Annotated in this window: 22 protein-coding genes; 8 read left to right on the forward strand and 14 right to left on the reverse strand. The window is 44.0% G+C overall.

The window, feature by feature from the left end; translation table 11 throughout:
* From L1D44_RS13050 to aroA, 11 genes are all read right to left on the reverse strand, one after another.
* Window positions 1-888, reverse strand: coding sequence for a hypothetical protein (locus L1D44_RS13050; protein ID WP_239891255.1), 888 nt, complete (start codon window positions 886-888; stop codon window positions 1-3).
* A 330-nt stretch (window positions 889-1,218) separates the two neighbouring features.
* The gene (locus L1D44_RS13055) at window positions 1,219-1,359 is read right to left on the reverse strand and encodes a hypothetical protein (protein ID WP_239891257.1); all 141 of its coding nucleotides are present in this window, start codon (window positions 1,357-1,359) and stop codon (window positions 1,219-1,221) included.
* A gap of 50 nt (window positions 1,360-1,409) precedes the next feature.
* Window positions 1,410-1,952 (reverse strand): DUF2058 domain-containing protein, encoded by a 543-nt coding sequence (locus tag L1D44_RS13060; RefSeq protein ID WP_239891259.1) that lies wholly within the window; start codon window positions 1,950-1,952, stop codon window positions 1,410-1,412.
* Between the two features lie 39 nt (window positions 1,953-1,991).
* A complete protein-coding gene (locus tag L1D44_RS13065; RefSeq protein WP_239891348.1) occupies window positions 1,992-2,813 on the reverse strand; it encodes an SDR family oxidoreductase in 822 nt (273 codons plus the stop codon).
* Window positions 2,814-2,872: 59 nt separating this feature from the next.
* Window positions 2,873-3,568, reverse strand: a complete 696-nt coding sequence (gene pyrF / locus L1D44_RS13070; protein WP_239891261.1) for an orotidine-5'-phosphate decarboxylase — start codon at window positions 3,566-3,568, stop codon at window positions 2,873-2,875.
* Between the two features lie 68 nt (window positions 3,569-3,636).
* Window positions 3,637-4,797, reverse strand: coding sequence for a lipopolysaccharide assembly protein LapB (gene lapB / locus L1D44_RS13075; protein ID WP_239891263.1), 1,161 nt, complete (start codon window positions 4,795-4,797; stop codon window positions 3,637-3,639).
* A 1-nt stretch (window position 4,798) separates the two neighbouring features.
* The gene (locus L1D44_RS13080) at window positions 4,799-5,116 is read right to left on the reverse strand and encodes a lipopolysaccharide assembly protein LapA domain-containing protein (protein WP_239891265.1); all 318 of its coding nucleotides are present in this window, start codon (window positions 5,114-5,116) and stop codon (window positions 4,799-4,801) included.
* Window positions 5,117-5,238: 122 nt separating this feature from the next.
* Complete coding sequence (ihfB, locus tag L1D44_RS13085; protein WP_202722230.1) at window positions 5,239-5,526, reverse strand: integration host factor subunit beta; 288 nt, start codon at window positions 5,524-5,526, stop codon at window positions 5,239-5,241.
* Window positions 5,527-5,598: 72 nt separating this feature from the next.
* On the reverse strand, window positions 5,599-7,266 hold the full coding sequence (gene rpsA / locus L1D44_RS13090) for a 30S ribosomal protein S1 (RefSeq protein WP_220770176.1): 1,668 nt from the start codon (window positions 7,264-7,266) through the stop codon (window positions 5,599-5,601).
* 96 nt (window positions 7,267-7,362) lie between these two features.
* Window positions 7,363-8,055, reverse strand: coding sequence for a (d)CMP kinase (gene cmk / locus L1D44_RS13095; protein ID WP_220770177.1), 693 nt, complete (start codon window positions 8,053-8,055; stop codon window positions 7,363-7,365).
* A gap of 180 nt (window positions 8,056-8,235) precedes the next feature.
* Window positions 8,236-9,516: a 3-phosphoshikimate 1-carboxyvinyltransferase gene (gene aroA / locus L1D44_RS13100; protein ID WP_239891267.1), complete on the reverse strand. Its 1,281-nt coding sequence runs from the start codon at window positions 9,514-9,516 to the stop codon at window positions 8,236-8,238.
* A gap of 410 nt (window positions 9,517-9,926) precedes the next feature.
* On the opposite strand from aroA, the gene L1D44_RS13105 reads away from it, so the two are divergent.
* Window positions 9,927-11,120: an amino acid aminotransferase gene (locus tag L1D44_RS13105; protein WP_239891269.1), complete on the forward strand. Its 1,194-nt coding sequence runs from the start codon at window positions 9,927-9,929 to the stop codon at window positions 11,118-11,120.
* A 91-nt stretch (window positions 11,121-11,211) separates the two neighbouring features.
* Here L1D44_RS13105 and serC read toward each other — a convergent pair whose 3' ends face one another.
* Entirely contained in the window at window positions 11,212-12,303 is a 1,092-nt protein-coding gene (gene serC, locus L1D44_RS13110; protein WP_239891271.1) for a 3-phosphoserine/phosphohydroxythreonine transaminase, read from the reverse strand.
* A 363-nt stretch (window positions 12,304-12,666) separates the two neighbouring features.
* Here serC and L1D44_RS13115 point away from each other — a divergent pair, with 363 nt between their 5' ends.
* A complete protein-coding gene (locus L1D44_RS13115; RefSeq protein ID WP_239891273.1) occupies window positions 12,667-13,827 on the forward strand; it encodes a serine hydrolase domain-containing protein in 1,161 nt (386 codons plus the stop codon).
* Window positions 13,828-13,967: 140 nt separating this feature from the next.
* Here the strand turns inward: L1D44_RS13115 and gyrA are convergent, their stop codons facing one another.
* Window positions 13,968-16,679: a DNA gyrase subunit A gene (gene gyrA, locus L1D44_RS13120; RefSeq protein WP_239891274.1), complete on the reverse strand. Its 2,712-nt coding sequence runs from the start codon at window positions 16,677-16,679 to the stop codon at window positions 13,968-13,970.
* A 280-nt stretch (window positions 16,680-16,959) separates the two neighbouring features.
* Between gyrA and ubiG the strand changes: the two genes are divergently transcribed.
* From ubiG to L1D44_RS13150, 6 genes are all read left to right on the forward strand, one after another.
* Window positions 16,960-17,670 (forward strand): bifunctional 2-polyprenyl-6-hydroxyphenol methylase/3-demethylubiquinol 3-O-methyltransferase UbiG, encoded by a 711-nt coding sequence (gene ubiG, locus L1D44_RS13125; RefSeq protein ID WP_239891276.1) that lies wholly within the window; start codon window positions 16,960-16,962, stop codon window positions 17,668-17,670.
* Window positions 17,663-18,346 (forward strand): HAD-IA family hydrolase, encoded by a 684-nt coding sequence (locus L1D44_RS13130; protein WP_239891277.1) that lies wholly within the window; start codon window positions 17,663-17,665, stop codon window positions 18,344-18,346. Before ubiG ends, L1D44_RS13130 begins: the two co-directional genes overlap by 8 nt.
* Before the next feature lie 454 nt (window positions 18,347-18,800).
* Window positions 18,801-21,089: a class 1a ribonucleoside-diphosphate reductase subunit alpha gene (gene nrdA / locus L1D44_RS13135; RefSeq protein WP_239891279.1), complete on the forward strand. Its 2,289-nt coding sequence runs from the start codon at window positions 18,801-18,803 to the stop codon at window positions 21,087-21,089.
* A gap of 72 nt (window positions 21,090-21,161) precedes the next feature.
* On the forward strand, window positions 21,162-22,292 hold the full coding sequence (gene nrdB, locus L1D44_RS13140; RefSeq protein WP_239891281.1) for a class Ia ribonucleoside-diphosphate reductase subunit beta: 1,131 nt from the start codon (window positions 21,162-21,164) through the stop codon (window positions 22,290-22,292).
* Complete coding sequence (gene yfaE, locus L1D44_RS13145) at window positions 22,261-22,644, forward strand: class I ribonucleotide reductase maintenance protein YfaE (RefSeq protein ID WP_239891283.1); 384 nt, start codon at window positions 22,261-22,263, stop codon at window positions 22,642-22,644. The genes nrdB and yfaE overlap by 32 nt, the downstream gene beginning before the upstream one ends.
* A gap of 151 nt (window positions 22,645-22,795) precedes the next feature.
* A complete protein-coding gene (locus L1D44_RS13150) occupies window positions 22,796-23,668 on the forward strand; it encodes a hypothetical protein (RefSeq protein WP_239891285.1) in 873 nt (290 codons plus the stop codon).
* A 139-nt stretch (window positions 23,669-23,807) separates the two neighbouring features.
* Here the strand turns inward: L1D44_RS13150 and L1D44_RS13155 are convergent, their stop codons facing one another.
* Window positions 23,808-24,170 carry a NirD/YgiW/YdeI family stress tolerance protein gene (locus L1D44_RS13155; RefSeq protein ID WP_239891287.1) on the reverse strand — a complete coding sequence of 121 codons (363 nt, stop codon included), beginning with the start codon at window positions 24,168-24,170 and terminating at the stop codon, window positions 23,808-23,810.
* Window positions 24,171-24,282 lie beyond the last annotated feature (112 nt).

A 24,282-nucleotide genomic window follows, 5' to 3' on the forward strand; every position in this document is an offset into this window, starting at 1 on the left:
TTAACAGCCTCCGAAGCTATGAGTATCAGACATGCTTAGGGCTTGCAGTTGCGCCAAGTCTCTAAGGAGATTGACTAAACCAAGATCTCTCATAGATATGTGATCGCCTGAGATCTTCTCCTGCAAATGATGAATAAAATCGTCTCCAAACACCAACTCACCGGTAAGCACCGCGCCGTCCGTTTCGCCTAAGCTTCGGCAAAAGGAGTAGATCTTTGACCTCTTAGACTTACCTTTAGTTGGCCTTAATTTATAATCACTGTGCTTCATAAAAGAGTTAACTAATATGCCATCATCTCCAATTGACTCGTTGATGACTTTCTCGAACGCGCGATGCCGATCCCTCACTCGGTCATTAATCGGTAATCCATCAAGGCATGGATACATATTCGTTCCCAAACTATAAACCGTTTGTGCAACGATAGGGTTTAATGTCCTAGTAATAAAAGGCATAGGCTTACCCAAGTTATTCGCACTATTCCAGTAAGAGAGAACCCCGCGTATGATCTGGCGTGCATATAATTGCGAAAACAGTTCACCTTTATTATCGACCTCAACAGCCACCATACATGCTTTAAAGACATTATAAATGTGACTACCTGAAAGATAAGCGACTAAATTACCCTGCTTAGATATCAGCCACAAATGATCCGAATTTATTGCCGAACGACGCACATTAACTTTAGAGAAAGTACTTTCCTTTAAAATTAACCTATGCTCTTCATCTCTAGCATAGATATCTAAAACTAACTTCTGAAGATCGGTCACGATTGCGGCATTAATGAGCGGATCTTTAGAAGATGGGTTGTTAATTTCTTCTATTTCGAACTCATTCAACACACTTGTGTTCTCGCCATAATAGGCAGTAACTCTATTGCTTAAACTCATAAAAAATCCTTTTTTATCAGACGACTTTCCAACCTTACTGCTCCTTGAAAACAGCCTCGATTGGAGTGAGTGTGAGAAGCGAAACTTGAACTCAGCTGACACTCCTCCCAATAATCAAAACCAAATAAGCTCTTGATTATTAAACTCGAGTCTAAAGAATTTATGTGCGATTCAAATACCGAGATGAATAGTGAAATTAATAGGATTTTATTTAGCGGTTACTTAATTAAAATAAAAATACACAATAGTAAGAAAAGTAAATAAGAGCGAAAGCTAACAAATTAAATTTTTAAATTAGTAGTCACTTTAATTGCAGCGAGGTGAAGAAAGTTATTTTTTAGTGATAGCAAAGATATTAAGACTGGTAATTTGAAATTCTGAGGTGTAGAAGCCCAGTGGTGTATCAGATAGGAAGATGGCTTCACTCTTCTGGTAATAACCGATATAAAAAAAGCCGTAACGACGATTCATTACGGCTTTAATACTTCATGACTTCACTGCTTTAGCAGAGAAAATAACAATTACCACATTAGATCGTCTGGAATGACATAATCTGCATATGGATCATCTTCCTCAACAACATCACTATTGTCTTCTTGAGACCAAAGATAGCCTACCCAAGCTGGAACGAGTAAGTTAACTCGTTCTACTAACTTATGGGGAACCAAATAGCTATTCTCTTCATGTCTGATAATGCCTAGATGGCCATTTAACAGCTGACTCTGCATTTTTTCATCCACGTATAGTGAATAAATTTTATTTTCAAAAGTGAAGTTAAACTTAATCTCTGCATCTTTCGGTGTAGAGATCGCAAGCTTCTTGAATTCAGTAACTAGACCACGAACCAAACCTTTTTCTGAAGCCTCAGCAAAGCGTTGCTCGTTTAATTGCTTGTCTTTGTCTGCCTGTGCTTGTTTCTTGGCGGCGATCTCTTGCTTAAGCGCCTCTGAGCCGTCATCGACCTTAGCTTTTCTATCGCGACGCTTTTGCGTTTTAGTATCGCGTACTTTCTGCTTACTTACTAAACCAGCTTTGAGAAGCTGCTCTTGAAATGGGTTTGCCATATCCTATATCTCTAGTTAACTTTTACTTTAATTCTCAACTTAACTGCGTCTTGATAATTGCCCAATCTCGGCAATTGCAGAGCCTGCACCGCCAAGTGACCAGCCACCATCTACTGGTAATACCGTACCTGTAATATATGAAGCCATATCTGAGGCTAAAAACAGTGCGGCATTAGCTATATCCTCACAACTGCCGTTACGCTTCAAAGGTACACCTTGTGCAACGTGAGCCTGTAGCTCTTCAGACGGCGCTAACCGATTAAAACCTTCCGTTCCTGCAATGGGGCCGGGCACAATAGAGTTAATGCGAATCCCTTTAGTTCCCCACTCTATCGCCAGTGTTTTAGTCAACATGTCGACACCCGCTTTAGCAGCACAAACATGCACTTGCATAGGCATTGGAACAAAGGCTTGCGGCGCCGAGATCTGTATAATCGCCCCACCATGCTCCTTCATGAGTGGGTACGCTTGCTTAAGCACTTGGAAGCTGCCTAACAGATCGATATCCATTACCGATTTAAAACCGTTTTCAGAGAGCTTTTCGGCGGGTGCAGGAAAGTTTCCGGCCGCGCCACTGACTAAGACATCAATCTGTCCCATAGCATCACCTATTACGGCAAAACCTTGTGATAATGCCTCAAGATCTCTGACATCAAAACAAACACCTAAATGCTTCCCTTTAGGATTTGCATGCTTTAACTGTGAGACAGCTGCATCGACCTTATCGGCACTACGACTGGCTACCGCAACATTGGCGCCAGCTTGAGAGAAGCGAACGGCAATAGCAAGATTAATCCCGCTAGTGCCACCAACAACGACAACGTTCTTTCCTTGGTAGCTAAACATTGTAACTCTCCCTATAGTCATATTTTAAGGCAATAAATGCCAAGTTCCAATATAACCTACTAGGCAGGGCCCAATTAAGCAATCGTTTGGTGGATCGCCTGCAGTGCTTTTAACGGATCGGCCGCTTTAGTAATAGGACGGCCAATCACCAGGTAATCAGAACCTGCTGCCAATGCTTCAGGAGGCGTCATCACACGATGTTGGTCACCTTTGTCGCTGCCAACAGGACGAATACCAGGTGTGATTAATTTAAAGTCTTGGCCAAACTTGGTTTTGAGAAGCGTAGACTCTTGCGCCGAACATACTACCCCATCTAAACCTGCTTGTTTTGTCAGAGCGGCTAAACGAAGAACATGTTCCGATGCCGGTACATTGATACCAAGCAGTTTAAGCTCGTCATCGCTCATTGATGTCAGTACAGTTACGGCAATAAGCAATGGCGCTTGGTCACCATAGGGTTCAAGTGCGCGCTTAGCCGCTTCCATCATCGCCAGTCCGCCAGAGGCATGGATATTGGTCATCCATACTCCGAGTTCAGCTGCTGCTGTAACGGCTTTAGCAACAGTGTTGGGAATATCGTGGAATTTCAGATCGAGGAAAAGGTCAAATCCTCGGCTATGAATATCTGTTACCAACTGCGGGCCAAACAGAGTGAACATCTCTTTGCCGACTTTCAATCGACACATATCTGGATCTAATTGATCAATAAGCTGCAAAGCATCATTTTTATTATCATAGTCTAGGGCAACTAAAATAGGCTTGTCAGTCATTCTTTCTCCAATCGCTTTGCGGTGTAGGTTTTACAGTTTTTTTGTTGATAAATCAGAGGTACGAACGGTTACTCTCCATCGAGTCCTCTAATCCTTTTGATGCTGCCCCAATGTTTACAGGAGGGGCAATGCCAATATAATCTGTGTGAAGGGAAGCCACATTCTCGGCAGCGATAACCGGGACGGTATTTTATCTGCTGCTCTACAAGCTGTTCTAGCATAGACAAACTTTTCTTTGCCTGTCCCTCTTCAGCTTGCTGTAGATGAATCTTCATCAAATGCTGGAAACTTTTCATGGTTGGATGTCTGATAAGACCTTCCATAATTAGCTTTTCTGCATCTTTAGGGTGACCTTGCTCTATCATATGTTGAGCAAGCGTGATGGCGATACTCGCACCGGCGCCCTTTTCGATCGCCTCTCTCAGTAACTCTTGATACCCGACGCTATCGTTGGTTAATAGGTACGCTTCTTTCGCGATGGCTAAGGCATCGGGCAGTAGATCTAGATCAGTATTTAGCAATTTCTCAATTGCTTGCTTACAGGCTTTAAACTCTTCTTGCTTTAAGTACAGCTCTGCGAGCGTTAATAATGCACGGCCACACTGATTGTCTTGTTTAATCGCTGACTGCAGATTTTTCAATTTCATCGCATCATCTTGGGCTTCGTTCGCCAATTCACAATAAAAATGGGCGCTATCGTGCTTGAGTTCCTGCTGGCGCTTGCGTTTGAGCTTTTTAATGATGTCTATGGCTTTCTGCCACTCTTTAGTCACTTGATAGATGGCGATCAGCTGAGTCTCAGCTTCTTCACTGTGATCTTCTTGGTTAACCAAGTTAATGAAGATCTCTTCAGCGCGGTCATAAAAACCAGCTGCGAGATAATCTTTGCCTAGTTCCATCATAGCGATATCTCTTTGCTCTGTGGTGAGGCTAGGTCTTGCAATTAAGTTTTGGTGAATGCGAATTGAACGGTCGACTTCGCCGCGCTTACGAAACAGTGAGCCTAATGAGAGGTGTGTGTCGATTGTATCATCATCGACGTCAAGCATACTGATAAACAGGTCGACGGCTTTATCAGACTCGTTAGACAATAGAAAATTCAGCCCAGTGAAGTAGTCTCTACTTAGCTGTTTGCGCTGATTTGTCTGTTTTTGTCTGACACTTCTGCGACCCATATACCAACCGTAACCGGCTGCTATAGGAAGAAGCAGAAACAGGATTTCTAACATATTACGCGTCTACTTCTTTTTCAGTGCTTTTTACTGTCATTGATTTTGACTGTTCTTGTGCCATTTGTTTATCTTCATAGACAGCAAGTTTCTTATTCGCACGGCGCAAAGACAGCTTAAGTCCTGCGATATGGTACATGGCAAATATCCAACTCACTAAAAAACCCGCTAAGAAAACAAATGCTAAGACAACGGGCAGCCTAAACTCACCTTGTGCAACGAAGTAACTAATCGTCACGACCTGCTCGTTACGGGCACCGAAGATAAGCGCTAAGAAAAAAAACGCAGCGACTAGAAAAGCAATGATAAATGACTTCACGTTTTGCTCCATGAACGCGTATGTGAGCTTTAATTATCTAAGAAAAAGAGTTAACTAGCTAGTGATACCTAAGTTTTAGGTATAAAAAAGCCTCCTAATGGAGGCTTTTAATACAATGTAAATTACGCGTTAATAGCATCAACACGTTCGCGCAGTTCTTTGCCTGGCTTAAAGTGCGGTACGTACTTACCTTCCAATTCAACTGAAGTACCAGTCTTTGGATTACGGCCAGTGCGTGGTGCACGATAATGAAGTGAGAAACTACCAAAACCACGGATCTCAATACGATCACCTGATTCCAATGTCTCGGCCATTTGCTCCAACATCTCTTTGATAGCGGCTTCCACTTCTTTCGCAGACAGCTGCGACTGCCTAGTGGCAAGTTTTTCGATCAGTTCGGATTTAGTCATCCTATACCCTCTATTATCAAGCCAAACACAGTCACCTTTTAGGGGTGCAAGCACCCCTGAACTTCAAGGCGATTATTTACGAGCTGCTTTGAACGCTTCAGCCATTGCGCTGCTCATAGCAACGTCATCTTGCTTGTTCAAGCTAGCCATTGCTTCTTTCTCTTCAGCTTCATCCTTAGCACGGATAGATAGGCTGATGGTGCGGTTCTTACGATCAACACCCATGAACTTAGATTCTACTTTGTCACCTACAGAGTAAACTGTAGATGCATCTTCGATGCGCTCACGAGAGATATCTGAAACGCGAAGGTAACCTTCAACAGTCTCAGCTAGTTCAATTGTAACACCTTTTGCGTCAACTGCTGTAACAACACCAGAAACTACAACACCTTTCTTCTTGTCAGCAAGGTATGCATTGAATGGATCGTCTTCAGTTTGCTTAACGCCTAAGCTGATGCGCTCACGCTCTGGGTCAACAGAAAGAACTACAGCGTGGATTTCGTCGCCTTTCTTGTATTCAGCAACTGCGTCTTCGCCAGTACCGTTCCAAGAAATGTCAGAAAGGTGAACTAGACCGTCGATGCCGCCGTCAAGACCGATGAAGATACCGAAGTCAGTGATTGACTTGATCTTACCAGAAACCTTGTCGCCCTTGTTGAAACGCTCTGCGAAATCATCCCATGGGTTAGTCTTACATTGCTTAAGACCTAGAGAGATACGACGACGCTCTTCATCGATGTCTAGAACTAGAACTTCAACTTCATCACCTAGGTTAACAACCTTAGATGGGTGGATGTTCTTGTTAGTCCAATCCATTTCAGAAACGTGAACAAGACCTTCAACGCCTTCTTCGATTTCAACGAAACAACCGTAGTCAGTTAGGTTAGTTACGCGACCAGTTAACTTAGTGTTTTCTGGGTAGCGCTTGCTGATTTCTAACCATGGATCTTCGCCAAGTTGCTTAAGACCTAGTGATACGCGTGTACGCTCACGGTCATACTTAAGAACTTTAACGTTGATTTCGTCACCAACATTAACGATTTCAGATGGGTGCTTAACACGCTTCCAAGCCATATCAGTGATATGTAGAAGACCGTCAACACCACCAAGATCAACGAATGCACCGTAGTCAGTAAGGTTCTTAACGATACCCTTAACTGATTGACCTTCTTGAAGGTTCTCAAGAAGAGCATCACGCTCTGCGCTGCTTTCAGATTCGATAACTGCACGACGAGAAACAACAACGTTGTTGCGCTTCTGGTCAAGCTTGATAACTTTGAATTCTAATTCTTTGTTTTCTAGGTGAGCTGTGTCGCGAACTGGGCGAACGTCAACTAGAGAACCTGGTAGGAATGCACGGATACCGTTTAATTCAACAGTGAAACCGCCTTTAACCTTACCATTGATGATACCGATTACAGTTTCAGCATCTTCGTACGCTTTTTCTAGAACGATCCAAGCTTCGTGACGCTTAGCTTTCTCACGAGAAAGTTGAGTTTCACCGAAACCATCTTCTACAGAGTCAAGAGCTACGTCAACTTCATCGCCAACTGCGATTTCTAGAGCGCCTTGAGCGTTCTTGAACTGTTCAGCTGGGATTGGGCTTTCAGACTTAAGACCAGCGTCAACTAGTACCATACCGTTTTCGATGGCTACAACTACACCACGTACGATAGAACCAGGACGGAACTCAAGTTCATTAAGGGATTGTTCAAATAGATCAGCAAAAGATTCAGTCATGTTTAAGTTACTTTCTTTATAAACCACGGACCATCCTGGACGTGGAGTCAGATTAATAATTCGTCTCATCCGTGTGACGAATAGTTAAGTTCCTGCTTACGCCGGAACTTGGAGCTTTTGGTGAATATGCGTTAGCGCCATGTCCAACACATCTTCAATGTTTATGTTCGTCGTATCGATAACCAGAGCATCTTCGGCAGGCACCAAAGGGGCGACACTACGATTCATATCGCGGTCGTCACGCTCTTTTATCTCTGACAAAAGCTGATCGATATTAACATCGAAGCCCTTGTCCTGCAACTGATTATAGCGTCTTTGAGCCCTTTCTTCCGCCGTTGCCGTTAAAAACAATTTGGCTGGCGTAGCAGGAAATACAACCGTGCCCATATCACGACCATCGGCGATCAAGCCTGGGGCTTCTGCAAATGCACGCTGACGACGCAGTAACGCTTCCCTAACCCGTGGAAATGCCGCTACTTTCGATGCCGCATTAGAACACTCTTGGCTACGTATCGTTGTCGATACATCCTCGCCCTCTAATACAACTTTAATACCTTTACTTTCATTACCAGTTACAAACTGCACATCCAAATGTGCTGCTAGTAAGGTTAGCGCTTCTTCATTATCTAGTTCTACATTGTGATGAATAGCCGCTAACGCTAATACACGGTAGATCGCACCACTATCGAGTAACTTGTAGCCTAATCGCTTGGCAAGTAACTGACTAATAGTACCTTTTCCCGCACCGCTCGGGCCGTCAACAGTGACAACAGGCGCCCTTTCTGACATAAAATCCTCCACAAGAAATTCCATCTTCCTTGATATAACCGAAAAATGAGCGCGCGCATTATAAACCATGTAACTTAAGAAAGCGGCAAAAACTTCAAATATTCGGGAACTTGGTTCAGTTAAGCTTCAGGTTTATGCAAACAACACCCGAAGCTTAACCCGGCTTGTTTAGGTAATGGCTTAATTAGCAAGCGCATTAAATTGATTGAAATAATCGGGGAATGTTTTGGAGGTGCACTCAGGTTCGTTGATGGTGATCCCGCAATCTGCGAACGCCAACATAGAAAAACACATCGCCATACGATGGTCGTTATAGGTATCTATGGCTGCAGTAGTCAACTTTGCTGGTGGGGTGACACTGATGTAATCATGGCCTTCATCGACAATCGCCCCCACTTTTCGAAGTTCTGTTGCCATGGCAGCTAGGCGATCAGTTTCTTTAATGCGCCAGTTATAGATATTGCGAATATGGGTGGTGCCCGATGCAAATAGCGCCGTAGTGGCAATCGTCATGGCCGCATCGGGAATATGGTTCATATCCAAATCGACGGCATTAAGTTTCGCGCCGCGTGAGATAATATAATCATCACCCCACTCTATCTCTGCACCCATCTTTTCCAGTACATCAGCAAACTTTACATCGCCTTGAATACTGAGCTTACCTACACCAGTGACTTTGACTTCGCCGCCTTGAATGGCACCCGCAGCGAGGAAGTACGATGCCGATGAAGCATCCCCTTCAACTAACACTTTACCCGGCGACACGTAACTCTGGCCGGCTTTAATCACAAACGAGGCATAATCATTATTTTGAACTTCAACGCCAAACTGCGCCATTAGGGCGATCGTAATATCTATGTAAGGCTTAGAGACTAACTCCCCCTTAATTTTAATGTTGACATCGCCCTTGGCTAAAGGCGCAACCATGAGCAACGCCGTTAGAAATTGGCTCGATAGGTCGCCCGCTATTTCAACATCCCCCCCATTAAGCCCAGTCGAGGTAATATTGAGTGGTGGAAAACCATCATTTTTTAAGTACGTCACTTCGGCTCCGAGTTGACGTAATGCATCGACCAAATCACCGATCGGGCGCTCTTCCATGCGGGGCTCACCGGTCAATGTAAACTCGCCTCGGCCTAATGTTAGCGCCGCACATAAGGGGCGCATTGCTGTTCCAGCATTGCCCAAAAATAGTGTCTGTGGTTCTGCGGCATCTAAAGGACCGCCTATGCCCTCTAATTCACAAACCGCGTTGTTATCTGACAGGCGATAGCTAACGCCTAACTGCTTCAGCGATGCCAACATGTATCGGATATCATCGGAGTCGAGTAAGTTGGTGAGTGTCGTGGTCCCTCTTGCGAGGGTCGCCAATAATAAAGCACGATTTGAAATGCTTTTTGAACCTGGAATATTAATGGTTCCTGATACTTTTTTGATCGGCTCTAAACGTAATTGATTCATTGCATACTTCTTATTATTGCTGCAGGTGTCAAACTCGCCTGCGGGTTAACAGTAGATGTTCATGCTAGCGGACTTTATGCGGTCACCACGACAAAATGACAGTCTTCTATGCGTTTGTTTGAACTTCGTAGCTATAAAATTACTCATTGCAGCGAAGGATTCAACCGTTTTTTTAGTAAAATCCCCCTTTAATAGTTAAATTCTACTCAAGTAGTAAAAATTAGCAGTTTCGCGCGCCAATATAGGCGGTTAACTTCGGTGGTTAACCCAAGTGGAATGATTATTTTCCAAAATAATTCATAATCAAAAAATCCTTGAGTGCTGTTCACTATTGCCTTTTTTACGTTACTCTAACGCTATAACGATAAACGGCTTTAAACGTGCCGCTCATAGAAAAGGTAAACTCTGAAATGTTCAACAAATTGACCGCTATGCCAGCCGATCCCATATTAGGTTTGCTGACTAAATACCGTGAAGACACTCACCCTCAAAAAGTCGATTTAGGCGTTGGCGTCTATAAAGATGAAGCTGGGCACACGCCTATTCTTACTTGTGTGAAAAAAGCCGAGAAGTTCCGATTAGATACAGAGTCAACCAAAGTTTACATAGGCCCAACCGGTTCGGCTGACTTTAATCGCTTAATGTCAGAACTCGCTTTTGGCGCGGATCACCCTGCCATTATCGCCAATCGCGTTCGAACGGTTTCAACGCCAGGTGGCACCGGAGCATTAAGGGTTGCGGCGGACTTTATCAAGCGTTGTAACCCAAATGCAGTCCTCTGGGTTAGCGATCCAACTTGGGCCAATCACACCGGATTATTTGAAGCTGCTGGCATAACCGTAAAAACCTATCCTTATTACGACTACGAAACCAAATCAATAAAGTTTGATGAGATGAAAGCAGCGCTATCGCATGTGAGCTCGGACGATGTCGTGCTGCTACACGCATGTTGCCATAATCCAAGCGGTGCCGACTTATCTCCAGCGCAATGGGATGAGATTATCGGTCTCACTGTCGATAAAGGCTTTACCCCGCTCATCGATATGGCTTATCAAGGGTTTGGGGACGGCGTAGATGAAGATGCCTACGGCGTACGTAAGATGGCGTCAATGGTAGAGAACATGATCCTTTGCAGCTCATGTTCGAAAAATTTCGGCTTATATCGCGAGCGCATCGGTGCCTGCACGATTATTGGTAGGGATGCGACACGTGCAGATATCGCCTTCTCTGTGCTGTTATATGTAGTACGTTGTATCTACTCAATGCCACCGGCACACGGTGCCGCCATTGTTGAAACCATACTTGGTTCAGAAGAGCTAAAGCAGGAATGGTTAGATGAGCTTAAGGTGATGCGTGAGCGTATTAATGGCAACCGCGCCATGCTAGTGAGCAAATTAAAAGAAAAAGGTGTGCAAGGTAACTTTGATTTTATTGCAGAGCAGAAAGGCATGTTCTCCTTCCTTGGGATAACGCCAGCACAAGTTACTGAGCTTCAAGAGCATTACAGCGTGTATATGGTTGATTCGAGTCGCATCAGTATCGCGGGGATCGGCACTGGTAATGTCGATTACCTAGCAGAGTCGATTGCTAAAGTGATCTCTTAAGGTTCAGCGACTTAATAAGCTTTAAAGCAATGACAATTAAAAAGCCGATAATAGAAATATTATCGGCTTTTTCGTCAAAGAAGTGATGGGATTAGCTATGTTTTGCAGCAAACGCCTTCATAAACTCAACTAGGGTATCCACCCCTTCTAATGGCATAGCGTTGTAGATACTGGCGCGCATCCCACCCACACTGCGGTGGCCTTTAAGCGCAACAAGACCAGCCGCTTGAGCCTCTGCCAAGAATTGGCTATCCAGCTCAGAATTAGTTAGCTGGAATGTTACATTCATACGGCTACGATTTTCTTTAGCCACACCACTCACGTAGAAATCTAGCTCATCGATACATTGATAGAGTCGATTCGCTTTCTCAATATTGAGTTTCTCCATTTCGGCAACACCCCCTACCTGCTTCAGCCAGCTAAATACTTCAGCCGCTAAGTACCAAGCAAAGGTTGGTGGTGTGTTGTACATAGAATCGTTTTCTACTGCTAATCGGTAATCCATAATTGATGATTGTGGCAGCGTCGGCAATGCCAGCAGATCATCACGGACGATGACAATACTTAAACCCGATGGCCCAATATTCTTTTGCGCGCCCGCATAGATTAGCCCGAACTGACTAACATCAATTTTACGCGACAAGATATTCGACGACATATCGGCAATGACAGGCCATGGGCCATCTATGCTTTCAAAAATTTCGATACCATCTACTGTCTCGTTTGGGCAGTAATGTACATAGCGATAATCTTTGTCTATTAGATTTAAATCAGGCAGGTTAACTTGATTCAGGCCGCCTACATTTTCTACAATTTCTAAGGTATCAATGTTTTGTTTACCAGCCAACTTTTCGGCTTCTTCTGCCGCCGCTTTTGACCAGCTACCGTCTACCAAATAAAGGGCCTTACCGTTGTTGCCGAGAAAATTATTCACAACAGCAGAGAATTGCCCTCGACCACCGCCGTGCATAAATAACACGTGGTAATTACTCGGAATATCCATTAACTGACGTAAGTCAGTTTCTGCTTGCTCGGTTAACGCGATAAATTCTTTACTGCGATGACTCACTTCCATTACGGAAACACCTTGGTCATTCCAGTTTAGTAGTTCTTTCTGAGCCTTTTGCATTACAGCGGTTGGCAACATGGCTGGGCCTGCACAGAAGTTGAAAATCGCGCTCACAGTATTGTCCTTCTATTATATTCAGTAGAAATATTAGGGTATTAGTATTCTTTACAGCAGTATATCCCAACTCATTGGCAGCTAACATGAAAATATCGAATAACCGTGATCAGTTATGATCTAAGCTGGTCACTATTTTTTAATTTTAGTATCTGCTTTTGTTAGCGTTATGGTTAGAATACCACTCAGGTTAGAGTGAGTCGCGATATGTTGTACTTCAGCGCATTTAATACATTGCGTCACTCGAGATCTAGACTGGGTAGTTCGTATTACCAAACACGACTGACATAAATAGCATTCTCAGTAGTGGAAGTCTTAAAAACATACTAAACAGACCGTTTTAACGGCACATTGGATCTGTACATGCGTTTAAAATTTATATTCTTGGCTGGCTCCTTATCTATCGGGTCTTTCTTTCCACTAAAGCAACTTTACGCAACAGAGTCGCAATATACCGCGCTTTCTAATACTTTCAAAAACCGCTTTAACCACGAATTAAAAATGAGCAAAGTTCCCGGTGGCGCCTTTGTGATTGTCGAAGCCGATAACGTTTTAAAACTGGGCACCTACGGCAAAAGAGTCAAAGGCGGCAACCAAAACGTTAACCCTGATACTGTATTTCGACTTGCATCGGTCTCAAAAACCTTTGCTGGCACACTCGCCTCTATGCTGGTTGAAGAAGGTAAGCTGAGCTGGCAACAACCGATTGTAGACTATTTGCCTGAGTTTACTTTAGCCGAGCAGCGCAATGTAGCTGATATCAATCTCGGCCATATTATCGGTCATAGCACTGGCTTAATGCCCAACAGCTACGATAACCTCATCAACGCTAATGTTGATATGACAAAAATCGTCAGTAAATTCGATGAACTGACCCCTATCTGTCAACCCGGTGTATGTTATGGCTATCAAAATATCGCGTTTTCATTTATTCAAGAAGCGATAGAAAAAGAATCATCTTTTACCTACGCTAATTTCATACAAAAGCGGATCTTCTATCCATTAAGTATGAGCACAGCCTCTGTTGGCTTCGATGCTTTTCTTAATACCAGTAATCGAGCAGAACCCCACGTTAAAACAAAGTCCGGATATAAACAGGTAAAAGTTAAACCCAATTATTATCAGCTAGCCCCTGCAGCTGGGGTTAATGCAAGTATTAACGATCTTTCAAAATGGCTGATGGCCAATTTAGGGCAAAACCCTGAGGTCATTTCTGCCAATATAATTGAAGACTTAACCACGCCAGGGGTAAAGACCACTAAAGAACTGCGGCGCAGAGATTGGCGCCCTTACCTTGATAGTGCATATTACGGTAAAGGCTGGCGAGTCTATGAGTTTAATGGCCACCCGCTCATCTACCACGCAGGTTGGGTGGCAGGTTATGTAGCAGAAGTCTCCTACTCTCCAGAACTCAATATTGGCATGGCCATGTTACTCAATGGCGAATCCAGAGTGATTGCTAAATTAAGTGCCGAATTTTGGCGTGATGCATTTAAACAAGCAGATAAGAGCGGTATTAATTAACGTTAAAGACGGATCACAGTAATAGACCACCTTCTAAGGTTTGAAAAGTGTCAACGTTATTTAAGATGGGTCACTAAAAACAAAAAAGGATGCCAATGGCATCCTTTTTAGTCATATTAATTAATCATCAAGCTTGATGATTAATCTTCAGTTTTTGGTGCTTCAGTGCTATCGGCTTCGCTGTTGACTGCATCGGCTTGAACTTCAGTTTCAGCAGAGCCTTCGACGATGATTGGGTTACCCTCTTCATCTAGCTCAACTTCTGGCGCCTGAATCTCATCGATGCGCTGTAGGCCAACTACTTTTTCATCTTCAGCAGTACGGATAATGGTCACACCTTGAGTGTTACGACCGATTGTCGAAACGCCCTCAGCAGGTGTTCTAACCAAGGTACCCTTGTTGCTGATCAACATGATTTCATCGTTGCTGCCAACTTGAACGGCGCCAACTACCGCGCCATTACGCTCGCTAACCTTGATAGAAACCACACCTTTAGTACCACGACTCTTAGCTGGATACTCAGACAGTTCAGTACGCTTACCGTATCCGTTTTCGGTTACAGTTAAGATCGCGCCATCACCCTTAGGTACGATTAGCGAAACAACAGTTTGGCCGTCTTCAAGCTTAATACCGCGAACACCGGTTGCAGTACGTCCCATGGCACGCAGAGCAATCACTTCTTCGCCAGTCTCTGGATCGATCTTCACTTCACCCGTCTCAGAACTACGCGCTTTTTCGTTAAATCGAACCACTTTACCTTCATTAGAGAACAGCATGATATCGTCATTACCATCAGTAATATCAACACCAATTAGCTGATCGCCATCTTTAAGGTTAACCGCAATAATACCGTTTGCACGAGGGTTGCTATAAGCAGTCAAGGCCGTCTTCTTCACGGTACCGTGAGACGTTGCCATGATGATGTACTTGTCTTCAGCATATTCACGTACAGGTAGAATCGCCGTAATACGCTCACCTTCTGCCAATGGCAGTAAGTTAACAATCGGGCGACCACGGGCAGTACGGCTCGCCAATGGTAATTGATATACCTTCAACCAGTACATCTTACCAAAGTCAGAGAAACACAAGATGGTGTCGTGGGTATTGGCAACCAATAGTTTCTCAACGAAATCTTCGTCTTTCACCTTAGTTGCGGCTTTACCCTTACCACCACGGCGCTGTGCTTGGTAATCTGAAAGTGCTTGGTACTTAGCGTAGCCTAAGTGAGACAATGTCACGACCACGTCTTCTTCGTTAATAAGATCTTCAAGACTCATATCAACTTCGTTAGCGTTGATCACAGTGCGACGCTCGTCACCAAAGTTAGTTAGAACTTCTTCTAGCTCTTCTTTGATCACTTCCATCAAGCGCTGTGGGCTGCTTAAGATAAGTAGTAATGCTGCGATAACTTCTAGCAGTTCTTCGTACTCAGCAATGATCTTGTCATGCTCTAGACCCGTGAGACGGTGTAAACGAAGTTCTAGAATCGCTTGAGCTTGCTGCTCAGTCAGGTAGTACTGACCATCACGAATACCGTACTCTGGTTCTAACCACTCTGGACGCGCTGCATCATCGCCAGCTTTCTCAAGCATGCCTTTAACGTGGCCAAGCTCCCAGCCCTGTGCAACCAACTTAACTTTTGCTTCAGCAGGAGTTGGAGAGGCTTTGATCAAGGCGATGATCGGATCGATGTTAGCGAGTGCGACCGCTAATGCTTCTAGAATGTGTGCTCTTTCACGGGCCTTACGCAGTTCAAATACGGTACGACGTGTGACAACTTCACGGCGGTGAAGGATAAAGCACTCTAGCATCTCTTTAAGGTTAAACAGTTTTGGCTGACCATTGGTCAGTGCAACCATGTTAATACCGAAAGAGCACTGCATTTGAGTTTGTGCATAAAGGTTATTAAGTACAACCTCACCCACTTCGCCACGCTTGATCTCGACAACGATACGCATACCGTCTTTATCAGACTCGTCGCGTAGACCGCTAATGCCTTCGATCTTCTTATCTTTTACCAACTCGGCGATCTTTTCGATCAGACGCGCCTTGTTTACTTGATAAGGGATCTCATGAACGATAATACGCTCACGACCATTCTCTTCCTCAATTTCAGCGCGAGCACGCATAACGGCGCGACCACGACCAGTCTTATAAGCATCGATGATGCCTTTACGGCCGTTGATAATTGCTGCTGTTGGGAAGTCTGGACCAGGGATATGCTCCATCAACTGTTCAATTGACAGTGCAGGGTCTTCGATAAGTGCTAAACAGCCACTAATCACTTCATTTAAGTTGTGTGGCGGAATGTTAGTCGCCATACCAACCGCAATACCTGATGAACCATTGACTAACAGTGCCGGGATTCGGGTCGGTAATACCGCTGGAATAAATTCTGTGCCGTCGTAGTTAGGGACGAAATCAACCGTCTCTTTATCTAAGTCAGCCAATAGCTGGTGCGCTAACTTGTCCATACGGATTTCGGTATAACGCATCGCCGCTGCCGCATCGCCATCAACGGAACCGAAGTTACCTTGACCGTCGATTAACGGATAACGCATGGAAAATGGCTGAGCCAAACGAACAATCGTGTCATAAACAGCTGTATCACCGTGTGGGTGATATTTACCGATTACGTCACCAACGACACGGGCAGACTTTTTATAAGGCTTGTTCCAGTCGTTCTTCAATTCATTCATCGCGAATAGCACGCGGCGATGTACAGGCTTAAGGCCGTCTCGAACGTCAGGCAGTGCGCGACCAACGATTACGCTCATGGCGTAATCTAAGTATGAATTCTTTAATTCGTCTTCAATATTAATTGGTGTTATAGATGAAGCCAGATCAGTCATAAACTGCTCGATCCCCTGAAATTTAGCGAGCTATTTTTATTTCCTAAAATAGCTAAGCTTGAAAACGTGATTTGGCATTCTAACACAGATATTTAATGGCGCTAGACCCAAATATCGATTCATTTTAAATAACCAGATAAACTCAATTCACTTGATTAAAATCAAGGCATAGGAGCAATAATTCACCAGTTTGTCCCACAAAATCATAACTTGTTTGTTTCTTGCCATTATTCATTATAATCTGAGCTAAATACGGATTTGTCACTGTGAGGTAATTTAAGTGCAAACACATAACAATGTTGATCCACAAGAGATCGCGAAGTTTGAAAAGATGGCCGCAACTTGGTGGGATCCTAAGGGCGAATTTAAGCCTCTACACAACTTAAATCCATTGCGTCTTAACTATATAGACCAAACAGCTGGAGGCATCTTTGGAAAGCAAGTCCTAGATGTGGGCTGTGGCGGCGGTATTTTATCTGAAAGCATGGCAAGAATCGGCGCCCACGTAACAGGACTCGATATGGGAGAAGAGCCGTTAGATGTTGCTAGACTTCACGCCTTAGAAACTGGTGTAGAGATAAACTACATAAAGAACACTGCCGAAGCACATCGCAACGAACATCGTGGTCATTATGATGTAGTGACTTGTATGGAGATGCTTGAGCATGTCCCTAACCCGAGTTCGGTTATTCAGGCCTGCGCCGATATGGTCAAACCTGGTGGTTATGTCTTCTTCTCTACAATTAACCGTAACCTTCGTGCATACATCGAAACGGTTTTAGGGGCGGAGTATCTATTAAAGATGCTGCCTATCGGCACCCATGACCATAATAAATTTATTAGACCATCAGAGCTTATCGAGCTTGCCGAAAATGCAGAACTTTTCTGTACTGATGCAGTGGGGATCACCTACAACCCTATTACAGATATCTTTCGCTATACCAAGAGCCTTGATGTGAACTATATGATTGCTACGGTGAAAAATGACTAAAGCCGAAGCACTCTGTATAAGAGGCGTGCTATTCGATCTCGATGGCACTCTTGCCGATACCGCACCAGACATGGTTGAGGCGCTCAATATCAGTTTGGAGTCTCGCGGCCATCCACGGGTGCCCTTCGATCAGATCCGTGCCAGTGCCTCCCATGGCAGTATTGCCATGATCAAGGCCGCATTACCTTTGATAGATGAGCAAGGCGTTCCCGAGCTTCAACAATTACTGTTTGACAACTATGAACGGATAAACGGTGACGACTGCAATTTGTTTCAAGGCTTAGATAGGTTACTCGATACCTTGAGCCAGCTTTCAATCCCCTATGGGGTCGTTACCAATAAGCCTGCACGGTTTTCACGGCCACTTCTGAATCGTTTGGGCTTAACGGCCAAAATGCCCACAGTGATCAGTGGCGATACCACGCTACATGCTAAACCCCACACGGCCCCGATGCGTTTGGCCGCACAGCAGATGAACGTGTTACCCGAACATATTCTCTATTTAGGTGACGCTGAACGCGATCTGGTTGCCGCTAAGGCTGCAAACATGATCTCAGGCCTCGCCCTTTGGGGTTATATCAGCCATGATGACGATATTTCAAGCTGGCCTGCGGATCTTAGCTTCGAAACGGGTGATCATCTAGCTGACTTTTTCAGTGTTATTCAGCCAAGGTAACTTCTCTATTAGCCTTGCATTTTTTGTTTGAGTAATTAAATCTCAAGGCGTGATAAGAAAAGTCGCCAAAATGGTCTGCTTAGATCGCTCAAGTAAGTGGCGATCTGACAGAACATTTTTATTTGTTTAATTGTTAACCTTTTAAAAGGAAATCAAACCAAAACAAGCTTTAACGGTTAGCCGTTACTAACAGGTTCGATTATCCTCAAGATATCCACAACTTGTCCCCTAAATTCCCACTTGCAAAAAACCAACAACCTCACTATCTTGTAGCTATTGAATCTCAAAACACCATATATAGTGTGTGAGTGATAGAGGTAGGCACTATTTAGTCGTTTGTGTCAACAAAAAGGAACTCCCCGATTTTCGGTTAAAATCTGTTTGTTTACAGGGAAACGTACGGTGCGCCTACACAGGTCACTTTCATAAATATAAAAACCAAGGTTTATCGTTAATGAATAGCAATATGACAGTCACCAAGCGTAGTGGCGAACGTGAGACTATCGATCTCGAAAAGATCCATCGCGTTATTGAATGGGCGGCAAAAGGACTTAACAATGTCTCTGTTTCTGAAGTAGAGCTGCGCTCTCATCTGCAGTTTTTCGACGGCATTGCAACAGAAGCCATCCATGAGACTATCATTAAAGCGGCTGCAGATCTGATCTCACCAGAGTCACCAGACTACCAGTTTCTGTCTGCGCGCTTAGCTATTTTCCACTTACGTAAAAAAGCTTTCGGTCAATTTGAACCGCCTAAGCTATACGATCATGTGGTTAAGCTGGTTGAACTAGGCAAGTACGACACGCATATTCTTGAAGATTATAGCCGTGAAGAGCTCGATACCCTAGATAGCTATATCGATCACTGGCGTGATATGAATTTCTCTTACGCCGCAGTAAAACAGCTAGAAGGTAAGTATCTGGTTCAAAACCGTGTTAGCCACGAGATCTACGAAAGTGCCCAGTTCCTTTATATCTTGGTTGCTGCTTGCCTATTTGCCAAGTATCCAAAAGAGACTCGTCTTCAGTATGTAAAAGATTTCTATGACGCGACCTCAACATTCAAGATCTCACTGCCAACACCAATCATGGCCGGTGTGCGTACGCCTACACGCCAATTCAGCTCATGTGTATTGATTGAATGTGGCGACAGCTTAGACTCAATTAACGCGACCTCTTCTTCAATCGTTAAGTACGTATCTCAGCGCGCAGGTATCGGGGTCAACGCGGGCCGTATCCGTGCACTTGGTAGCCCTATTCGCGGTGGTGAAGCATTCCATACGGGTTGCTTACCATTTTACAAGTACTTCCAAACGGCGGTTAAGTCATGCTCTCAAGGTGGCGTACGTGGTGGTGCAGCGACCCTCTTCTACCCTATGTGGCACTTAGAGGTTGAATCGCTATTAGTACTTAAAAACAACCGTGGTGTGGATGATAACCGTATCCGTCACTTGGACTACGGCGTACAGATCAACAAGGTAATGTATCAACGTCTTATTCAAGGCGGCATGATCAGTTTGTTCAGCCCATCTGATGTGCCTGGTATGTACGATGCATTCTTTGAAGATCAACAAGAGTTTGAGCGTCTATATCTTAAATATGAGGCCGACCCTAGCATCCGCAAAAAGCAGATCAAAGCGGTTGAGTTGTTCTCATTGATGATGCAAGAGCGTGCCTCTACTGGCCGGATCTACATTCAAAACGTTGATCACTGTAATACCCACAGTCCATTTGACTCTAAGGTTGCACCAGTTCGCCAGTCTAACTTATGTTTAGAAATTGCCCTGCCAACTAAGCCGTTAAATAACATTAACGACCCAGATGGTGAAATTGCACTTTGTACGCTGTCGGCATTGAACTTAGGCGCGATTAAGAAACTTGAAGAGCTAGAGCCATTGGCCGATCTGGCAGTGCGTGCGCTAGACAACTTATTAGATTATCAAGACTACCCAATCATCTCTGCTAAGAAAGCATCGATGAACCGCCGTACGCTTGGTATAGGTGTGATTAACTTTGCTAACTACTTAGCGAAGGAAGGCGTGCGTTACTCTGACGGTTCTGCTAACGGCATTACCCACAAGACATTTGAAGCGATTCAATTCTATCTATTGAAGGCATCGATGAAGCTGGCTCAAGAACAAGGCGCATGCCCTGCATTCCACGAGACAACTTACGCTAAAGGTATTTTGCCAATTGATACCTACAAGCGCGATCTAGACAAGATCTGTGATGAGCCGTTGCACCTAGACTGGGAAACACTGCGTGAAGAGATCAAGACTCACGGTCTACGTAACTCTACTCTGTCAGCATTAATGCCATCAGAGACCTCTTCGCAGATCTCAAACGCGACTAACGGTATCGAGCCACCACGTGGCTTAATCAGTGTTAAAGCCAGTAAAGATGGTCAGCTAAAGCAAGTGGTACCTGACTTTGAAAAGTACCAGTACAGCTATGAGCTACTATGGCAAATGCCAAATAACGATGGTTACTTACAGTTAGTTGGTCTTATGCAGAAATTCGTCGATCAGTCTATTTCGGCGAACACCAACTACGACCCAACTCGTTTTGAGGGTGGCCGCGTACCGATGAAGGTACTGTTAAAAGACTTATTAACCGCTTACAAATATGGTGTGAAGACACTTTACTATCACAATACTCGTGATGGAGCTTCAGATAGTCATGACGATATCACTGCCGTCGAGAAAGAAGATGACAGTTGCGCTGGCGGCGCATGTAAGATCTAACCCAAGATTTTAATCATTAGTATTAAACGTTAATTTAAGGGGGCCTAGCCCCCATTATCGGAAGATAGAAAAATGGCCTATTCAACATTTTGTCAAACTCCAAACAACGCAATGCTAGAGCCTATGTTTCTTGGGCAATCAGTTAACGTAGCGCGTTATGATCAACAAAAATATGAAGTATTCGAAAAGCTGATCGAAAAACAGCTTTCCTTCTTCTGGCGTCCAGAAGAGGTTGATGTTAGCCGCGATAAAATCGATTACGCTGCCCTGCCAGAGCATGAAAAGCACATCTTCATCTCAAACCTTAAGTATCAAACGCTACTCGATTCAATTCAAGGCCGTTCACCAAACGTGGCGTTCTTACCTTTGGTATCGCTACCAGAGCTTGAGACCTGGATTGAAACATGGTCCTTCTCAGAGACGATTCACTCGCGCTCATACACCCATATTATTCGTAATATTGTTAACGATCCTTCAATCGTATTTGATGACATCGTACAAAACGAAGAGATTTTAAAGCGCGCAAGTGACATTGCTAATTACTACGATGACTTGATCAAATTAAGCCAAGCTTACCACCTACATGGTGAAGGCAAGCATGAGATCGAAGGTGAAGTGGTTGAAGTCACTAAACGTGAAATCAAAAAAGCCCTTTACCTATGTATGATGTCGGTTAACGTCCTAGAAGCGATCCGTTTTTACGTCAGCTTCGCCTGCTCATTTGCATTTGCAGAGCGTAAGGTAATGGAAGGCAATGCGAAAATTATTCGTCTGATCGCACGTGATGAAGCGCTACACCTTAACAGCACCCAGCATATTTTGAAGATCATGCAAGGCGGCAAAGACGACCCAGAAATGGCTGAGATTGCTAAAGAGTGTGAACAAACAGCCATAGATATCTTTGTTAAAGCAGCGGAACAAGAAAAAGAGTGGGCAAAATATCTGTTTAAAGACGGCTCTATGATCGGTCTTAACGAACACATTCTTTGCCAATATGTTGAGTACATCACTAACGAGCGCATGAAAGCGGTTAACCTTGCCTCTCCTTATGAAGAGAAAAGCAACCCGCTTCCTTGGATGAAAAACTGGTTAGAGAGCGATTCCGTGCAAGTTGCCCCACAAGAGGTAGAAGTCTCATCTTACCTAGTGGGTCAAATCGACTCTTCTATCGATGATGATGAGTTCTCAGACTTTGACCTTTAAGCCTGTTAACTTTAGTCAAGCAAGCTTTAAGAAGGCTCCTATCGTGAGCCTTCAGGGCATGCCTGTGTTGCTGTTTAATCAGCAACACTTAACCTTGCTTGAAGCACTGGAACAAAAACGAGTAAAGATATTCTCCGAGTGTCGAAGTGGCTATTGTGGCCAGTGCAAAACTAAGATCAAAAGCGGAAAAGTAACTTATATCCGTGAACCACTTGTATCGTTAGAAGCAGATGAATGCCTGCCCTGCTGCTGCGCCCCTGACGGCGACATCGATTTGGCCCTTTCAGCCGAGGGGGCTGAGATGGTTGTACGTATGCCCAGCGATAAATCAGCTGTTACAAAAGGCATTTAACTCTGCTCGCTTATAATATTGGCTACGCCCTTGCGTGGTGTATTTAATACTATAAAAACTACCGCTAAATTAGTACAAGACAGTTGTGACGAGCATTTTTTGCTCTACTGGGTATAATGACCGACGAAAGGAACTCACTCTAAAGGTTAGCATGCAAGCAGACAGCAAACCCCAACTATTATCAATATTAACGAAAGTGACCATCATAGGTAACGCGAATGGAGAATGGCAAGTTCCAACGGACGGCGCCACCTTCATTTTTAACGGCACAAAATCTCCCAACCAACCGAACTCAAAAAACAGTGCACTCATCAACATAAGTAATGGCCCATTTGCAGGCTCAAACTGTCCTTTTGTTGTGTCAGGGCCATTTGCTAAAAATGAACTAGAGTCATTAACCCTGCAACTTATTGAGGTAGCAGAGTCATTAGAAAAACAGCTTCATTGTTGGCCTTCTACAGGCTTGGTAACCACAGTATTGATGGCAAGACTTGCGGCCCAATTAGATGTAAAACGTATGTCACTATTGCCAAGCCTTAAGCGTGATCTCACCATGGCGAGTGATGCGCACTTACCTTGCATAGTGCACAATTGGCTTGGTGAACGTCGAATTGCATTAGATTTAGAAGCTAACCTTAACTGGCCAGAATTATATTTAGATCCGCCTTCATCAGACACAGGTATAGATCCCCATACCACATCTAATACGGCAGACTTGCTCCCCCATTGCCCTTTTGAATCGCTTGCTAAATTACGTCAGCAAACTTTAGATAAAACAGCTTCACCGCAGGAGATGTTGGCGATCCTAATTTATCTAGCAACAAGCCCCATTGAAAGCTGGTTACAGCATTCTAGTCAGCAAAAGTTATTAGCTAGCGAGCAGATATTTTTTAATCAAACACCTGATAAGAATTCAGGTTTCTGGTATTTAAATAATAATCACGCCTCTCAATATTTAGATGGCATTCGATATCGACTAGCGTATTGTCAACAAATGAGCCCCGCAAAGCAAAACCGGTTTTAACAACACACGTTAGACCCGCTATTTCTCTGCCAAACAGGCCAGCCGGCTATACCCTAAGCGATATAAAGCAAAAAAGACCAGCAGCGAATGCTACTGGTCTAGTCGCGTCTATACGCGTTAGCTCAGGACAGATATAACGCTATTTCGCCAATCGCACCGTATCAACATCGATAGTTGTGTATGACCAGCCGCTATCGACTTCACCCTGAATAACTATTTTGGTTTCAGGTGTTGCCTCTACGCCATTCCAATCGCGATCGTCAATCTCAATAATAATCTCACCGGTATCATCTCTGAATTTATATTCTTCGTCGCCTAAGCTCGCATCAATGTAACCGGTTAGCATAACTTGCGTGTCATCTTTCGCTTCTAAAGCCACAGCAACCGTCTGAACCTTTACGTTACTAGGGCCTATAAATCCGCCCTTCTTTTCAGTCGTTTGATCTGCGAATACACTAGATGATGCGAGTACCAATACACTTACTAATAAGACTTTGTTCATGCCATTATTTCCTTTAAAAATTCATACTGTAGTACATGCGAACTTCAATGCTCATATTTCTCTAAATACCATAGTTGATAACTCGTGAAAAAAGCGTGAAATAACGAGAGAA

The sequence above is a fragment of the Shewanella sp. Isolate13 genome, assembly GCF_022398325.1.
Classification (GTDB): domain Bacteria; phylum Pseudomonadota; class Gammaproteobacteria; order Enterobacterales; family Shewanellaceae; genus Shewanella.

Coding starts and splice junctions, on each gene's coding strand:
- L1D44_RS13050 (WP_239891255.1), bottom strand. CDS start 888: ATGAGTTTAAGCAATAGAGTTACTGCCTATTATGGCGAGAACACAAGT.
- L1D44_RS13055 (WP_239891257.1), bottom strand. CDS start 1,359: ATGAATCGTCGTTACGGCTTTTTTTATATCGGTTATTACCAGAAGAGT.
- L1D44_RS13060 (WP_239891259.1), bottom strand. CDS start 1,952: ATGGCAAACCCATTTCAAGAGCAGCTTCTCAAAGCTGGTTTAGTAAGT.
- pyrF (WP_239891261.1), bottom strand. CDS start 3,568: ATGACTGACAAGCCTATTTTAGTTGCCCTAGACTATGATAATAAAAAT.
- lapB (WP_239891263.1), bottom strand. CDS start 4,797: ATGTTAGAAATCCTGTTTCTGCTTCTTCCTATAGCAGCCGGTTACGGT.
- ihfB (WP_202722230.1), bottom strand. CDS start 5,526: ATGACTAAATCCGAACTGATCGAAAAACTTGCCACTAGGCAGTCGCAG.
- rpsA (WP_220770176.1), bottom strand. CDS start 7,266: ATGACTGAATCTTTTGCTGATCTATTTGAACAATCCCTTAATGAACTT.
- cmk (WP_220770177.1), bottom strand. CDS start 8,055: ATGTCAGAAAGGGCGCCTGTTGTCACTGTTGACGGCCCGAGCGGTGCG.
- aroA (WP_239891267.1), bottom strand. CDS start 9,516: ATGAATCAATTACGTTTAGAGCCGATCAAAAAAGTATCAGGAACCATT.
- L1D44_RS13105 (WP_239891269.1), top strand. CDS start 9,927: ATGTTCAACAAATTGACCGCTATGCCAGCCGATCCCATATTAGGTTTG.
- L1D44_RS13115 (WP_239891273.1), top strand. CDS start 12,667: ATGCGTTTAAAATTTATATTCTTGGCTGGCTCCTTATCTATCGGGTCT.
- gyrA (WP_239891274.1), bottom strand. CDS start 16,679: ATGACTGATCTGGCTTCATCTATAACACCAATTAATATTGAAGACGAA.
- L1D44_RS13130 (WP_239891277.1), top strand. CDS start 17,663: ATGACTAAAGCCGAAGCACTCTGTATAAGAGGCGTGCTATTCGATCTC.
- nrdA (WP_239891279.1), top strand. CDS start 18,801: ATGAATAGCAATATGACAGTCACCAAGCGTAGTGGCGAACGTGAGACT.
- nrdB (WP_239891281.1), top strand. CDS start 21,162: ATGGCCTATTCAACATTTTGTCAAACTCCAAACAACGCAATGCTAGAG.
- yfaE (WP_239891283.1), top strand. CDS start 22,261: ATGATGATGAGTTCTCAGACTTTGACCTTTAAGCCTGTTAACTTTAGT.
- L1D44_RS13150 (WP_239891285.1), top strand. CDS start 22,796: ATGCAAGCAGACAGCAAACCCCAACTATTATCAATATTAACGAAAGTG.
- L1D44_RS13155 (WP_239891287.1), bottom strand. CDS start 24,170: ATGAACAAAGTCTTATTAGTAAGTGTATTGGTACTCGCATCATCTAGT.